12 protein-coding genes and 3 tRNA genes are annotated in these 16,190 nt (G+C 34.6%); 10 read left to right on the top strand and 5 right to left on the bottom strand.

What is annotated here, in order from left to right; all coding sequences use genetic code 11:
* Positions 1–104: 104 nt before the first annotated feature.
* The 3 genes from lon to GJV77_RS09585 all read left to right on the top strand — a co-directional run bounded on the left by lon (position 105) and on the right by GJV77_RS09585 (position 5,088).
* A complete protein-coding gene (gene lon, locus GJV77_RS09595; RefSeq protein ID WP_155036149.1) occupies positions 105–2,582 on the top strand; it encodes an endopeptidase La in 2,478 nt (825 codons plus the stop codon).
* Between the two features lie 414 nt (positions 2,583–2,996).
* Positions 2,997–3,683 (top strand): (d)CMP kinase, encoded by a 687-nt coding sequence (cmk, locus tag GJV77_RS09590; RefSeq protein ID WP_155036148.1) that lies wholly within the window; start codon positions 2,997–2,999, stop codon positions 3,681–3,683.
* Between the two features lie 70 nt (positions 3,684–3,753).
* A complete protein-coding gene (locus GJV77_RS09585; RefSeq protein ID WP_155036147.1) occupies positions 3,754–5,088 on the top strand; it encodes an MFS transporter in 1,335 nt (444 codons plus the stop codon).
* Between the two features lie 103 nt (positions 5,089–5,191).
* Here GJV77_RS09585 and GJV77_RS09580 read toward each other — a convergent pair whose 3' ends face one another.
* The 3 genes from GJV77_RS09580 to GJV77_RS09570 all read right to left on the bottom strand — a co-directional run bounded on the left by GJV77_RS09580 (position 5,192) and on the right by GJV77_RS09570 (position 8,692).
* Positions 5,192–6,541 (bottom strand): DEAD/DEAH box helicase, encoded by a 1,350-nt coding sequence (locus GJV77_RS09580; RefSeq protein WP_155036146.1) that lies wholly within the window; start codon positions 6,539–6,541, stop codon positions 5,192–5,194.
* 124 nt (positions 6,542–6,665) lie between these two features.
* The gene (locus GJV77_RS09575; RefSeq protein WP_155036145.1) at positions 6,666–7,427 is read right to left on the bottom strand and encodes a C40 family peptidase; all 762 of its coding nucleotides are present in this window, start codon (positions 7,425–7,427) and stop codon (positions 6,666–6,668) included.
* A gap of 86 nt (positions 7,428–7,513) precedes the next feature.
* Positions 7,514–8,692 carry an acetyl-CoA C-acyltransferase gene (locus GJV77_RS09570; protein ID WP_155036144.1) on the bottom strand — a complete coding sequence of 393 codons (1,179 nt, stop codon included), beginning with the start codon at positions 8,690–8,692 and terminating at the stop codon, positions 7,514–7,516.
* 499 nt (positions 8,693–9,191) lie between these two features.
* On the opposite strand from GJV77_RS09570, the gene GJV77_RS09565 reads away from it, so the two are divergent.
* The 4 genes from GJV77_RS09565 to GJV77_RS09550 all read left to right on the top strand — a co-directional run bounded on the left by GJV77_RS09565 (position 9,192) and on the right by GJV77_RS09550 (position 10,021).
* Positions 9,192–9,275: transfer RNA gene (locus tag GJV77_RS09565), tRNA-Ser, on the top strand.
* A gap of 7 nt (positions 9,276–9,282) precedes the next feature.
* Positions 9,283–9,357: transfer RNA gene (locus tag GJV77_RS09560), tRNA-Pro, on the top strand.
* Positions 9,358–9,382: 25 nt separating this feature from the next.
* Positions 9,383–9,456 (top strand) — tRNA-Arg (locus GJV77_RS09555).
* A gap of 238 nt (positions 9,457–9,694) precedes the next feature.
* Positions 9,695–10,021 (top strand): hypothetical protein, encoded by a 327-nt coding sequence (locus GJV77_RS09550; protein WP_155036143.1) that lies wholly within the window; start codon positions 9,695–9,697, stop codon positions 10,019–10,021.
* Positions 10,022–10,647: 626 nt separating this feature from the next.
* On the opposite strand, the gene GJV77_RS09545 is transcribed toward GJV77_RS09550, so the two are convergent.
* Positions 10,648–11,595, bottom strand: coding sequence for a serine hydrolase domain-containing protein (locus tag GJV77_RS09545; protein WP_155036142.1), 948 nt, complete (start codon positions 11,593–11,595; stop codon positions 10,648–10,650).
* Positions 11,596–11,939: 344 nt separating this feature from the next.
* On the opposite strand from GJV77_RS09545, the gene GJV77_RS09540 reads away from it, so the two are divergent.
* The 3 genes from GJV77_RS09540 to GJV77_RS09530 all read left to right on the top strand — a co-directional run bounded on the left by GJV77_RS09540 (position 11,940) and on the right by GJV77_RS09530 (position 15,898).
* Entirely contained in the window at positions 11,940–14,000 is a 2,061-nt protein-coding gene (locus tag GJV77_RS09540; RefSeq protein ID WP_155036141.1) for a S9 family peptidase, read from the top strand.
* Between the two features lie 83 nt (positions 14,001–14,083).
* Positions 14,084–15,112 (top strand): PLP-dependent cysteine synthase family protein, encoded by a 1,029-nt coding sequence (locus GJV77_RS09535; protein WP_155036140.1) that lies wholly within the window; start codon positions 14,084–14,086, stop codon positions 15,110–15,112.
* A gap of 552 nt (positions 15,113–15,664) precedes the next feature.
* Complete coding sequence (locus GJV77_RS09530; protein ID WP_155036139.1) at positions 15,665–15,898, top strand: type II toxin-antitoxin system Phd/YefM family antitoxin; 234 nt, start codon at positions 15,665–15,667, stop codon at positions 15,896–15,898.
* A 94-nt stretch (positions 15,899–15,992) separates the two neighbouring features.
* On the opposite strand, the gene GJV77_RS14830 is transcribed toward GJV77_RS09530, so the two are convergent.
* Positions 15,993–16,145: a hypothetical protein gene (locus tag GJV77_RS14830; RefSeq protein ID WP_205012526.1), complete on the bottom strand. Its 153-nt coding sequence runs from the start codon at positions 16,143–16,145 to the stop codon at positions 15,993–15,995.
* Between the last annotated feature and the right edge of the window lie 45 nt (positions 16,146–16,190).

Here is a 16,190-nt window from a genome sequence, read left to right as displayed (position 1 = left end):
AAAGTGGTTAACTTGCTGGTAAAGTGTTTGTTATTTAAAGGAGGTGACAGGTAGGTAAATACTAGTGATGAAGGTTGACTGACAAAAAGACATAAAAAAGACATATGGCAAATCAAAAGATTATAACATTAGACAATTTGTCTTTACAAGATATTGTAGAGGGAGAATCTGAGTTTATTCCATTATTGAGTTCGGAGGATGAAGAAGAAATGAACAAAGAGGTGCTACCAAAAGAGCTACCTATATTGCCATTGAGAAATATGGTTTTGTTTCCAGGAGTGGTTATTCCAATCACGGCAGGTAGAGATAAGTCTATAGAATTGTTAAATGTAGCTAATAAAGGCGATAAAACAATTGGAGTAGTAGGTCAAATAGATGAGAATACAGAAGACCCTACAATGGACGATATCTATCACCAAGGAACAGTAGCTAAAATATTAAAGGTATTGAAGCTACCTGATGGAAATATCACAGTAATTCTACAAGGAAAGAAACGATTTGATATTGTAGAGATGATACAGACAGAACCTTATTTAAAGGCTACTGTGTCAGAACGTATTGAGACAAGGCCAGAAGAGACTGATAAAGAGTTTGCTGCTTTGGTTGATTCGATTAAAGAAGTAGCAGTGGAGATTATTAAAGAAAGCCCAAATATCCCAAGTGAGGCTTCATTTGCTATTGAAAATATCGATAGTAAGTCCTTTTTAATCAACTTTGTTTCTTCAAATATGAATTTATCAGTAGAAGAGAAACAAAATCTATTACAGATAAATGACTTGAAAGAGCGTGCCTTCGAAACGTTGAAGTTGATGAATTTGGAATTGCAAAAACTAGAGTTGCGCAATACAATTCAAACTAAAGTAAGAATTGACTTAGATCAACAACAGAAAGAGTACTTTTTACACCAACAGATGAAAACCATTCAAGAAGAATTGGGAGGGTTTTCTAATGAAGAGGAGTTTGCAGATATGCGTAATCGTGCAGCAAAAAAGCATTGGTCAGAAAAAGTAAATGAGCGCTTCAAGAAAGAGTTGTTGAAATTTCAACGTATGAATCCACAAGTGGCTGAGTTTGGTATTCAACGCAATTATTTAGAGTTGTTATTAGAGTTACCATGGGATAAAAGCTCAAAGGATAATTTTGATTTAAAACATGCACAAAAAGTTTTAGATAAAGATCACTATGGAATTGAGGAAGTGAAGAAGAGAGTATTAGAGCATATTGCTGTTCTTAAACTTCGCAAGGATATGAAATCGCCTATTTTATGTTTGTATGGACCTCCTGGAGTGGGTAAAACATCTATTGGTAAGTCAATTGCTGATGCGTTAGGAAGAGAGTATGTGCGTATATCTCTTGGAGGACTAAGAGATGAAGCTGAGATTAGAGGACATAGAAAGACGTATATTGGTGCAATGCCAGGACGTATTATCCAGAGTATAAAAAAAGCAAAAACTTCGAATCCTGTATTCTTATTAGACGAGATTGATAAGTTGTCAAGTGGGAATAACGGTGATCCTTCATCTGCTTTATTAGAGGTGTTGGATCCAGCTCAGAATTCTGATTTCTATGACAACTTTTTAGAGATGGGGTATGATTTGTCAAAAGTGATGTTCATTGCTACTTCGAATAGTCTATCTACGATACAGCCTGCGCTTCGAGATCGTATGGAAATCATAGAAATGAACGGTTATACAATCGAAGAAAAAGTAGAGATAGGTAAGAAGCATTTATTGCCAAAGCAGCTTAAAGAACACGGTTTAGAGCCAAATGTTATCACTGTTGGTAAAAAGCAAATGGAGTTTATAGTATCTCGTTATACAAGGGAATCAGGTGTACGTGGATTAGATAAGCAATTAGCACATGTAGCTAGAGGTATTGCTAAAGCTATCGTAATGGATGAAGAATTCAATAAGAAACTTACAGAAGCAGATATAGAGAAGATATTAGGAACTCCAAGATTTGAGAGTGATAAGTATGAAAATAATGATGTAGCCGGTGTTGTAACAGGATTGGCATGGACAAGTGTAGGAGGAGATATTTTGTTTATAGAGTCTATTATCTCAAAAGGAAAAGGAGGGCTTAGCATTACGGGTAATTTAGGTAATGTTATGAAAGAATCAGCTACTATTGCTTTGGAGTATATCAAGGCTCATGCTGATGAGTTAGGTATTTCTCAAGAGGTGTTAGAGAGTTACAAGGTGCATATTCACGTACCAGAAGGAGCTACACCGAAAGATGGACCAAGTGCAGGTATAACAATGCTGACTTCAATTGTCTCTACTTTAACTCAGAAAAAAGTTAAAAGTGGATTAGCGATGACAGGTGAAATTACTTTAAGAGGGAAGGTATTGCCTGTAGGGGGGATAAAAGAGAAAATACTTGCAGCAAAACGTGCTAATATCAAAGAGATTATTCTGTGTAAAGAAAATAAAAAAGATATTGACGAAATTAAAGCAGAGTATTTAAAAGGACTTACCTTCCATTATGTTGATAAAATGCGTGAAGTTTTAGATATTGCGATTACCAATCAAAAGGTGAAAGGGTATAAAACTTTTTCCACAACGAAGGAGGAAAAAAGGTAGTGAGTTAAAAGAATTTATTTATAGTAGAAAGCACAGCTAATTTCAGCTGTGCTTTTTTTTATGTAGTTATTTGTCATTTTTTGGAGGTAAATTAATGAGTTGTAGGTCTTGAAGTATGCTTGAAACGTTTTGTTTTTTTAAAACTATGGCACAGAGATGATCAAGAAATGATAATAACTTTTAAGATTGTTTAATATTTTATAGTTATAGTTGTTAGGTTGATAATAATAAACCTATTTGCTGCTAGTTTTAAATAAAATATCTTATTACGCTTACCTTTGTAGCAAGAATATAATAATGAATAAACAAGTATTATTTTTTGTAATTTGTATACTAGCTATTTAGTAGGATAGGTTGTTTTATAAAAAATAGTTTATAGTTTTATTGTAATTGGATAATTTAAAAGATATAAGTTTGAAAAAAATCACGATAGCCATTGATGGTTTTTCTTCCACAGGGAAGAGTACGTTAGCAAAAGCCATTGCGAAAACGTTGGGGTATGTGTATATAGATACTGGTGCAATGTATCGTGCAGTAACACTATTTTCAATGCGAAAAGGCTTTATAGATGCAAAGCATTTCTCATCAGAGAAGTTGATTGAGTCATTAGATGAAATTCAATTGCACTTTGAGTATAATGGAGAAAGAGGATTTGCAGAAGTATATCTAAATGGAGAGAATGTAGAAGATGTGATACGCTCTTTGGAAGTTTCGAAATTTGTAAGTCAAATTGCAGAAGTAAAAGAAGTACGCACTAAATTAGTTCAACAGCAACAAAACTTAGGAAAAGCTAAGGGAGTAGTGATGGATGGACGAGATATAGGTACTGTTGTGTTTCCTGATGCGGAATTAAAAGTCTTTATGACAGCTTCAACAGATGTTCGAGCACAACGACGATTTGACGAGTTAGTAGTTAAGGATCCTTCGGTTATTTATGAAGACGTTTATACAAATGTTGTGGAACGCGATCGTATAGACACTACACGCAAAGATTCTCCTTTAGTAAAGGCAGAAGATGCAGTAGAATTGGATAATTCGACAATGAGTAGAGAGGAACAATATGACTTGTTATTGCAATTAGTGCGTGAGCGCCTTAAATAAGAAGTCTAAAAGGTATAATAAAATATATATTATCTGTAAATTTGTTAAAGTAGTTTAAAGAGATTAGTTTATGAGTATAAAAACTAAATTGACGGGAATGAGTTTTCTTGAATTTGCTGTTTGGGGAGCTTATTTGACGTCTATGGGTAATTATTTAGGATCAGTCGGGCTAGGGCCTAAGATTGGTCTTTTTTATGCGGTACAGGGAATTGTATCTATTTTTATGCCTGCTATAATGGGGATCGTAGCAGATAGATGGATACCAGTTCAGCGACTGCTTGGGATCAATCATTTGATAGCTGCACTATTTATGTTTGCTACTGGAACATATGGTGCTATGGCTGGAAATAACGTTGATTTCACGACGATTTTCACATTATATACATGTAGTGTTGCGTTCTTTATGCCTACGATTGCTTTATCTAATTCAGCGGCTTATACTATTTTGAAGAAGAATGACCTTGATACAATTACTAACTTTCCTCCAATTCGAACGTTAGGTACAGTAGGATTTATTTGTGCCATGCTCTTTGTTAACTTTTTTGGGTTTCAAGATGGAGTATTGGGCTTTCACTTTGGTAGTGCTGTAGGATTTAAGAGTTTTCAAACTAGTTATCATCAGTTTTACGTGTCTGCTATATTAGGAGTGGTTTTATTTATATATAGTTTTATTCTTCCAAATTGCCCTATAAATAAAACAGGTGACAAGCTTACGTTATACGATGCATTAGGGTTAAAAGCATTTGCCTTGTTTAAGCAGAAGAAAATGGCTATTTTCTTTATCTTTTCAATGTTGTTAGGAGTATCCTTACAAATTACAAATGGATATGCTAATCCGTTTATTACAACGTTTAAGGATATACCTGATTATGCTAACTCTTGGGGTGCAAATAATGCCAATGCTTTGATTTCACTTTCTCAAGTATCTGAGACTTTGTGTATTCTATTAATTCCATTTTTCCTAAAGCGTTTTGGGATTAAAGTAGTGATGTTGATGTCTATGTTTGCTTGGGTACTTCGCTTTGGTTTCTTTGGTTTTGGAGATCCAGGATCAGACGTATGGATGTTTATCTTATCAATGATTGTTTACGGTATTGCTTTTGATTTTTTCAATGTGTCAGGTTCATTATATGTGGATAATGAAACACCAGAGGATATTCGATCTTCAGCACAAGGTGTGTTTATGATGATGACTAACGGGTTTGGAGCAACAATAGGAATGCTAATAGCACAGTATATAGTAAATCACTTTGTTTATAGTCAGGAGGATATCCATCTTCAGTTAGAAGGTTGGAGACACTCATGGATTGTATTCGCATTGTACGCACTGGTTGTAACAATATTATTTGCTATCATGTTTAAATATAAACATAAACCAGAGAACTTAAAGAATTTTAAACATTAATAAATACACTTGTTTTGACAAATTAAAACAGCTGTATCAATAGTATAAAAAAAGCGCGATATATTTCATATCGCGCTTTTTTTGTTATCTTTTTAAAGACTAGTTATTTATTTTTTCTCTTCGCAGCTCGTTTGGCTTCAACTGCTCGATTTCTAGGTTTTGTCTTACGTGGGTTTCGTTTACCAGGACCACCTAGATTAACTTTAGTATTCTTTTCTTTCTTTTTGTGGAATGCTTCTCCTTTTACTTCAGCTTTTTTAATTTTAACTAATTGCTTTGCTTTTAGCTTCGATTTTTCGAATTCCATTAATGAAGTAGAGATTTCTACAACTTCTGGTATTTCAGTTACAATTAGTTCTTTCTCCATTAGTGCTTCTGCAGCAATCAACATTTCTTCCTCCTTCGGATCGACAAGTGATAATGCTATTCCTTCTTTGTCTGCACGACCAGTACGTCCAATACGGTGAATGTATTGTTCTGGAGAGTCCGTGAACTGTAAGTTGATAACATGGGTGATATCTGAGATATCTAATCCACGAGCCATGATATCAGTAGTTAATAGACCTCTAAGTTCATTTGCCTGGAATTCTGCCATGGAACGCAAACGAAAGTTTTGTGATTTGTTAGAGTGAATAACTGTAAATTCTTCTGGGAAAGCATTGTCTAGTTTTTCCATTACAACATCAGCTAGTCGTTTGCTGTTGATGAATATCAGTACGCGATTATAGGTCTCCTTATCTTCTAATAAGTGAAGTAGAAGGTTCATCTTCGTATTGAAGTTTGGTACGTGGTAAACTAACTGGTTGATTTTTTCTAAAGGAGTACCTGATGGAGCTAGTGAAACTTCTTCAGGGAAGTCAAAGTACTCATCAAGTACTTCGTCAACTTCTTCTGTCATAGTAGCAGAAAACAAGATGTTTTGTCTCTTGTTTTTCATCATCGTTAAGATAGAAGTTAATTGTGTTCGGAAACCAAGGTTTAGAATTTCATCGAACTCATCAATAACTAGTTTTTGAAGATTGTCAAAACGCAATACTCCATCTAGAGCTAAGTCCATCATACGACCAGGAGTACCTACTAAGATGTCAACTCCTTCGTATACTGCTTTTCGCTGAGTATTAATATTTGTACCACCATACACGCCTAAAGTACGAATAGACATATACTGTGTAATCTTTTCAATTACATCAACTACCTGTACTACTAATTCCCGAGTAGGTACAATGATTACAACACGTGGTGATTCAAAATTAGCGAATTTCCATTGTTTTAAAATAGGTAGTAAGTAAGCGAATGTCTTACCTGTTCCCGTTTGTGCAATACCCATCATATCTCTTCCTGATAAGATTACAGGTAGGGATTTTACTTGTATTGGTGTTGGGGTTGTTATATTAAGCTCGTTAAGGGCTTTATCTAATGCTTTCGGAAGATTAAATTGCTCGAAAGTTTCCATAGTATTCTGAATTTGTGCAAAGATACAGTTTTATTTTTTTACTTATAAAAAACATATTTGATTGCTGATTCAAATACAAAAAGGATAGAGATAATAATAAAGCTAAGGTGTGTACTAAGTTTATTTAAATTATTTTTTTAATAACCCTAAGTTTATGTGTATGACGTCCCGAATCAATATTATAAATTCCTAAGTGGTCTAATCGATCAATACGCACTTTGCCATGAGCGTGAATGATATAGTTGTCTTCCATTATAATACCGACATGGACAATATTGCCTTCGGCATTATCAAAGAATGCTAAATCGCCTATTTCACTTTCTTCAATAAAGCTAAGTGCTTCACCTATAGTAGATTGTTGGGAAGCATCTCTAGGGATATTGTATCCGTTAATGCGGTAAACCATTTGTGTGAAACCAGAGCAATCTATGCCGAAAGGTGTTTTTCCTCCCCATAAGTAGGGTGCATTAAGGTACATAAAAGCCGTTTTTAGAAATAGACTTTTGTCAAATTGTCCAGAGATACTGTGTCCATCATAACTAAAAGTATCTGTATTGATAGACTCTTTTTTTAAGCCATTAAGACAGCTTCCAAGTGGAACAGACATTAGTTGTCCTTGCTGATTAGAAACGAAATTTACTAAATCAGTAGTGTATAGAGGTGTTTTTTGGTTTAAGAAATCATAATCACCTTCAGAGATTAACTGGTATTGTTTATTGTCAACCCATCCTTCATAATTGTCAAATGCAAGTCTAACTCTAGACCACTTTTCCGTGTGTTCTAGAATAGTAAGGTGTTCTCCGAATAAAATTTGGGTTACCAATTCACTTCTGTCAGAAGCTTCTGCTCTTAAAGGTACGATGGCAAGGTTGCAGTATGCAAACATATTGATTTCTTAAATTAGTATGCAAAAATAAAAGATGAGCTTGAACAAATCAAACCCATCTTCAAGTTATTTTAAAATATTGAGAATTATGCGTTTTCAATAACGATAGCTGATGCACCACCACCACCGTTACAAATAGCTGCAGCTCCTACTTTTGCATTGTTTTGTTTCAATACATTTAATAGGGTTACTACAATTCGCGCTCCAGAACAACCTAGCGGGTGACCTAGTGATACAGCTCCTCCGTTTACGTTTACTTTATCCGCATTGATTTCTAATAATTTTGTGTTTGCAATACCTACTACCGAAAAAGCCTCGTTAAACTCGAAGAAGTCAACGTCTGCAACTGTTAAGTTAGCTTTTTTAAGAGCAATTGGTAATGCTTTTGCAGGAGCAGTCGTAAACCATTCTGGTTCTTGTGCAGCATCTGCGTATGATTTGATATATGCAAGAGGCGTTAATCCTAACTCTTTAGCTTTGTCTTCGCTCATGATCACTACCGCAGCAGCTCCATCATTAATCGTTGAGGCGTTAGCAGCAGTTACTGTTCCTTCTTTTGTGAATGCTGGTCTAAGGCTTGTTACTTTGTCTAATTTAACATTTGTAAATTCCTCATCTGTATTTACGATGATTGGTTCTCCACGACGTTGAGGTACTTCAACGGGTACAATCTCATTATTGAATTTACCTGCTTCCCAAGCTTTAGCTGATTTTTCATAAGATCCAATAGCAAAAGTATCTTGCTCTTCTCTTGTGATATTATGCGTACTTGCACATAAATCAGCAGAAACTCCCATGGCATTGTTGTCATAAGCATCGATTAATCCGTCTTTTTGCAATCCATCTACTAATGTCGCTGGACCAAATTTGTTGCCATTACGCATGTGCACATAGTGAGGAATCATACTCATGTTTTCCATACCACCAGCTACTACTACTTCAGCATCACCAGCAATGACTGCCTGAGCAGCAAACATAATTGCTTTCATACCAGAAGCACAAACTTTATTTACCGTTGTACAAGGTACTTCATTAGATAATCCAGCACCGAGAGCAGCTTGACGAGCAGGTGCTTGTCCTTCACCGGCTTGAACTACATTCCCCATATATACTTCATCTACATATTTAGGGTCTAGGTTGATTTTGTCTAAGGCTCCTTTGATGGCGATAGAACCCAATTTAGTTGCAGGAACTGTTGATAAAGATCCTAAGAAACTACCAATTGGTGTTCTTGCAGCCGAAACGATAACTACTTTTTTATTCATAATTTATGGTCTTATTTTAAAGTTTTACTTACTGTTAGTCTATTTGTGTTTGTAAATATTACGTTGGTAAAGTACATAAAAAAAATTAATATATCTAATGAAAGATGTAGATGACTTATAAATTAACGAAAGTGAATCTAAATGTGTTTTTAAGCCGTTGGATTGATGTGTTTGCTAGATAGGGTTTAGAGGGGACAGCGGTGAAAAGGGGAAGGAGATTATCCTTTAAGAGAAAAAAAAGTGTATAGGTGTTGTCAAAAAAGTGAAGTGACCCCACTTTATGAAATGAGGTTTTAATAGTATTTATAGTGAGGTGGCCTACTAAAATAGAAGGCCTATTAAAAATAATGAAAAATATTTTTTGTATAGTTTATTGATTACGAATAGGTTTAAAATTAGGTTGCGAAAAAGTGTGATTTTTTTGTTGATAAAACTTGCGTAGAATGAAAAGTAGTGCTAAGTTTGCATCCGCATTAGAGAAGTAATTATCTAATGCAACGGAGAGGTGCCGGAGTGGTAACGGAGCAGATTGCTAATCTGTCATCGGGTAACCGATGCCAGGGTTCGAGTCCCTGTCTCTCCGCAATTTTCGGGGTGTAGCGTAGCCCGGTCATCGCGCCTGGTTTGGGACCAGGAGGTCGCAGGTTCGAATCCTGCCACCCCGACAAAAAATCCTAGCGATTTTGGTTAGGTCCAGTAGCTCAGCTGGATAGAGCAACTGCCTTCTAAGCAGTAGGTCTCAGGTTCGAATCCTGACTGGATCACAGAAGCTTCAACATTTGTTGAAGCTTTTTTGTTTTTATACCCTTTTCTATTATTGTTTTTTCACTATACTTTTATTGGTTGTGTCTATAAGTTACTGGTTTTTAGTAATAATACTACTCTTTTTTAAGAAAAGTTTAATCACTCATTGTCTCAAATTCCATGTAGATGTCTAAATTTGTATAGAGGATACTAATCTGTTGAGTAAGTATTATTATTAACTAAAAAATAAATAAGATTATGTTATCAGAAAGAATAAAGAAATATTTAGCTGTCAAAGGATTGACTAGTATAGATCTAGCTTTAATGTTAAAAGTAGATGAGTCACTTTTAAATACTTGGTTGGACACTGATAAAATAAACGATGCTCTATTGTATAAGCTAATCGAAGCATTTCCTGATATTGATTTGAATTTTTTAATCAAAGGAGATGATTGTACTTGTACAGACTCAAAGCAAGAAACTTCTCAGGAAGAAGAAGCTAAGCTAGCTACAACATCAGAAATTAAGTATCACTTAAATCAGATAGAATTGAGTACACAAGCAATCAAAAGGTTGTTGAAATAATTAACTTGTTCGAGTAGTTGTATAATGAGTAGTTAATTGGCTCTTTATTAATGTCTCGACGTAATATAGTATTAGAAAAATGTAAAGCTTCAACATTCGTTGGAGCTTTTTGTTTTTATACTCTTTAGTTAGTATCTAAGTAGTGTTCCGGTGGATTAATGATTGCTATTGATAATATTTTTTATGAATTGATTGATTTTGTGCAAAGCAGGTGGGTAGATTAGTGCAGTATTCGTGAGGTATTCGTGCACTTTCATTGCCGAGAAAGTGCTTGTGGGCTCGTAAACTGCACTTATACAGCACTTATTGTGGAAGCTTGGCAACAAAAGACATGAAAATAACTGTTCTAAACTACCTGAAAAAGGAAAAAAGCAAAAAGATGATGCTTAGAGTAGGGAGATTCAATTTTAATCTTTGTGGTATAAATCACTTTTGTTTGCGTTCTTTCCCTATTTGTTTTTCTTCTCATTATTTGAGGTACTTATTAATAGTAACAGGTATATTTAGCAGTGTTTAATTAAGAATTTAATATTGTGAATGTGTGCTGGTGGTTATAGGAGCACATTCTTTTTTTAAATATACTAATTTATAAAGTAGTACAGGAGTTATTTGTGATATTCAGTAAATTATTTTGTATCAATTACTTCTTGAGGCAAGATGTATTCTTGGTTGTTTAAAATAGCTACAATAGCATCAGAAATTTCAAAAAGCTTTCCTTGATAATTATTACTTAGAAGTATAATGTCAAAGTTGTTTTCTAGATCAGAGATCATAATTGCATCATAATTTCCGCCTCTTCCGTCATGCATATGTCTAATTAAATGTTTGTTTCTATATTCAGCTTTACCTAGCGAAGATTGAGCATTTTCTTGAAACTGCTTTCCTAATTCGTACAATGATTTTTTGCTTATTATTTTATTTGAATGGAGTTGATTTAAAAATTTAAGTAAGTCAGCTGTGGTAACAAAAGCACCTCCAACCAAAAAATCGGGTTTATCGTCTATTAATTTGTTGTTGAAGCCAATTGCAATATTTTGCACCTCTTCTATAGGAGTGATCTCTGCTGTGCTCATACTGTTAGGCATGAAAATATAGTTATAGATATAGTCTTTATATTTTATTCCAGTAATTCGCTCAATAATTGAAAGTCTTAAGAAGAAGTTGTTATTGTTATAATTATAAGCTGTACCTGGTTTAAATTTTAGGGTATGTATTGATTTTATATCTTCGAAAATATCTTCGTTGCTTTTGATTTTTTTCCAATTTACATCTGGAATACCACTTGTATATTGAAGCAAGTCTCTAATGGTTACTTCATTTGCCCATTGGGGTAGTTCAGGTAAAAATTTAGAGACTTTGTCGCTTAGTTCTAATTTATCTTTTTCCTTTAATTGCAACAACGCAATAGCACTAAATTCCTTTGTGATAGACCCAATGTTGAATTTGTAATCATTTGTTAGTTTAGTTGTTTTACTTGAATTAGTATAACCAAAAGAAGATTTGTAAATAACTTCATTGTTTTTGGAAACAAGAATATTGCCATTAAATATTCCATTTTCATTGGACCATTTCATTAAAGAGTCAATTTGGGTAGAAATGTCTTTTTGAGCAGATAAAGAATTAGTAAAATATATTAGAATTACGAAAAGTAAAATTGTTGTTTTTTTATGGTTCATTGTTTAGCCTAGTTGGTTACAAGTTAAAGATTCTCAGAATAAATAAAAGTATGATCCTTTAGGTAAATTTAATAAAAAACGAAATAAAAGTATGAAATGAGTGATGTATGATAATCATTAATTCTTCTCTTTAACTGCGAAGGGAGAGAAAATGAATTAGATGAGACAAATAAGGTCATTTGCGTCATGCTAACAATTATTTAAGTTAGAATAGCTTACTTTTGTGTTTTAACAAAAAAATAATGAGTAAGCATATACAAGCGCCAGTGGCTACAGTGAGGCCTCACGAGCTAACGGCACACAATCATACGAGGATAGATAATTACTTTTGGTTGAACAATAGAGAAGACCAAGAGGTAATCGACTACTTAAATGCAGAGAACGCATACTACGAGGCGGAGACTGCACATACTAAGACTTTTCAGACAGACTTGTTTGAGGAAATGAAAAGTAGAATAAAAGAGGACGATAGTTCAGTACCTTATTTCTACAATGGATATTACTATATCACTCGTTTTGAAAAAGGAAAAGATTACCCTATTTTTTCACGTAAGAAAGAGAGTTTAGAGGCAAAGGAGGAGATTATGTTTGACTGTAATGTGATGGCAGAAGGACAGTCTTATTTCCACTTAAGAGGTATCAATGTATCAGAAGATAACCAATGGGTAGCTTTTGGGGTAGATACGGTATCTCGTAGAGAATATACACTACAAGTAAAGAATTTAATAACAGGAGAGTTGTCTCCTGTCTCAATAGAGAAAACAACAGGTAGTTCGACTTGGGCTGCGGATAACAAAACGTTGTTTTACTCGCGTAAAGATGAGGTAACCCTTCGTGCAGATAAAATCTACAAGCACAAATTAGGAACTTCTATAGAGCAAGATGTGTTAGTGTACTTCGAAGAGGATGATACCTTCGATACACATATCTTTAAAGAGAAATCACGTAAATACTTAGTGATTGGAAGTGAGAGTACTCTGACAAGTGAGTACCGTATCTTAGAATCAAATAATCCTGATGGCGCGTTTAGAATCTTCCAAGAGCGTGTACGTGAGGTAGAGTACAATATCTCTCACTATGACGGTCACTTCTATATTATGACTAATTTAGATGAGGCAGATAACTTTAAGTTGATGCAGTGCCCTGAAAATAAGACAGGTGTAGAACATTGGGTAGAGCTTATTCCTCACAGAGAAGAGGTGTTGTTAGAAGGGGTAGATATCTTTAAAGATTACTTAGTGATCTCTGAGCGGTCGAATGGATTAGTTCATTTGAGAATACAACCTTGGGATAAGAATAAGGAAGCGTACTATTTGCCATTTGAAAGTGAAACATATAATGCCTATACAGGAACTAACTTAGACTTTGACACAGAGATATTGCGTTATGGGTATCAGTCTATGAATACACCTTCGTCTGTAATTGACTTTAATATGCGAACGCGTGAGAAAGAAGTGAAGAAAGAACAAGAGGTGTTGGGAACTTTTGACAAGAATAACTATGTGGAAGAGCGTATCTGGGCAACAGCAAAAGATGGTGTAAAAATACCGATGTCTATCGTGTACAAAAAAGGCATGAAAAAAGACGGTACTAATCCATTCTTACAATATGCTTATGGTTCGTATGGTTATTCGATGGAACCTTATTTTTCTACAACTCGATTGAGTTTGTTAGATAGAGGATTTATCTATGCGATCGCACATATACGCGGCGGGGAAGATATGGGACGTCAGTGGTATGAAGATGGCAAGCTGTTAGAGAAGTGGAATACATTTGACGATTTTATCGCTTGTTCTGAATATGTGATTGCTGAGGGATATACATCGGCAGAGCATTTGTATGCAGAAGGAGGTTCGGCAGGAGGATTGCTAATGGGAGTAGTAGTGAATAAACGTCCAGAGTTGTACAATGGAGTGATAGCTCAAGTGCCTTTTGTAGATGTGATGACGACTATGCTTGACGATACGATACCATTGACTACTGGGGAGTATGACGAATGGGGAAACCCAAATGAGAAAGAGTATTACGATTATATGCTTTCGTACTCACCAATCGATAATGTGGTCGCTCAAGACTATCCAAATATGTATGTATCGACAGGATTGCACGATTCGCAAGTCCAATATTGGGAGCCAGCTAAATGGGTAGCTAAGTTGCGTGTGATGAAAACAAATGATAAGCAATTGTATTTGGATACGAATATGGAAGCAGGACACGGAGGAGCATCAGGTCGTTTTGAGGCATTAAAAGAAGTATCAAAAGAGTTTGCTTTTATGTTCGATTTAGAAGGGATAAAAGAGTAAGCAGGTTTATTTTTTTAGTAAATTTGTTAGTCTAACATAAACAGGTGAATATAGAGTCATCTGGCAATAGTAAATAAAATATTATGAAAGAAGAAATTCAAGCGTATGATAATGTATTGGCTCTTGTAGGAAAAACGCCAATTGTAAAATTGAGTAAAGTAACGAAAGAGCTAAAAGGGAATTTCTATGGTAAGGTAGAAGCTTTCAGTGCTGGACAATCTGCAAAAGATAGAATAGCAATGCACATTATCGAGGCAGCTGAGAAAAAAGGAATACTAAAACCCGGTAGTACTATCGTAGAGACGACATCTGGAAATACAGGGTTTAGTATTGCGATGGTGAGTGCTATAAAAGGGTACAAATGTATTTTATCAGTTAGTGATAAATCTTCTCCAGATAAGATAGATATGCTTCGTGCTATGGGAGCTACTGTATATGTATGTCCTGCTAACGTAGCTGCTGAAGATCCACGCTCATACTATGAGGTGGCAAAACGCGTACAGAAAGAAACACCTAACTCAATCTATATCAACCAATATTTTAATGAGCTAAATACAGAGGCTCATTACTTATCTACAGGTCCTGAGATATGGGAGCAAACAGGAGGTAAGATTACACACTTTGTTTGTTGTTCGGGTACAGGAGGTACTATCTCAGGTACAGCACGTTTCTTAAAAGAAAAGAACCCAAACATTCAGATCTTAGGAGTAGATGCGTATGGATCTGTAATAAAGAAATACCACGAAACGGGAGAATTAGATCCAAATGAGATAGCTCCATATAAAATAGAAGGTTTAGGAAAGAACTTAATTCCTACAGCTACTGACTTCTCTGTTATCGATAAGTTTATGAAGGTAACGGATAAAGAGGCTGCTCAGGCAGCAAGAGAGTTAGCACGTACAGAAGGATTGTTCTTAGGATATACTTCAGGAGCAGTGCTACAAGCTACAAGACAATATGCTGCTGAGGGAGCATTTGACGAAAACAGTGTAGTAGTAATGTTATTCCCTGATCATGGCTCTCGCTATATGGGAAAAATCTACAGTGATACATGGATGGAACAACAGGGCTTCTTAGATGGGGAACCTAAAAATGAAATTACGTATATCTAGTAATTGAAAGTAAGGCAATATATAAAGCACCTCTCCTATGATGAGGTGCTTTTCTTATTAGAGTAACTTATATGATCAGTTAAACACAGTACTAACCCTAATAAAATCAGGCTTAGTATTGTATTTATTACAATTGATAGTAATATGTTAAACGAAGTACATTCCATTATTTTGTAGTGTACTAATCTGCTAATTACGAATAGGGATATATACCCGAAAATCTTGTAAAAGTAGAGGGTAAAGTCTGATAGGAAGTTGTTAATGAGAGGGGATACCTATAATTATTTACTTAGAAAGGTGTTTTTTTCTGTTTTATAGAGTAGGATGTAGGTGTTATTTTAATGTATCTAAAGGCTTAATTGATGAGGAGAACGTTTGAGTCAATATGCGGTGTTTGTAGAGGAAGAAAAGGATATTTATGTACTTTTTTTACTATGTGTAATAATTGTAAGGTGTTGTGTATTAAAGTGTTTGTGTTTAAAAATAAGGTTTTTTTACAAAAAATAAATATTTGGTTTAGTTCTTGTATTACGCTATTCAAAAGGTTTAAAAATGAATAAAGTAATTAGTTTTAATGAGTTTACAGAGGATGTATCTACTTACGTAGACTTTGTGATAGACAGCGGAAACGAGGTTGTAGTAAACGAACGAGATAATAATGCAATTGTTATTATATCATTAGAGGAATATACCTTATTAAGACGCTCAGTAAAAGGCTTACTAGCTAAAGAAAATCAGTTAGATTTAGCAGAAGTAATAGAACAAATAAACAATAATCAGAACTAGCGTACAAATGACTAAGTACTAATATATTTTCTTAATATGTCGGCTAGAGATTGATAATAATTAAGGACGGACAACCAAAATGGTTGTCCTTTTTTTATTGTTTGTTTTTCGGCAAATTGAATAGGATTGAAATAATAAAAAAACCTATTCCAGTCAGGGTTGGAGGTAGCATATCAGCCTTAACCCCTAAATAGATCATAAACCCACCTAGTAAAATGAGTAGTAATGATAATAGTATTTTAAGCATAATAAAGTCCGTGAATTCAAGTTATAAATGCAACATTAGTCATTT

The organism is Myroides pelagicus (assembly GCF_009711055.1).
In the GTDB taxonomy this organism is placed as follows: domain Bacteria; phylum Bacteroidota; class Bacteroidia; order Flavobacteriales; family Flavobacteriaceae; genus Flavobacterium; species Flavobacterium pelagicum.
Note: the sequence above shows the minus strand (reverse complement) of the source record. Positions and strands in the feature narration are given on the sequence as shown.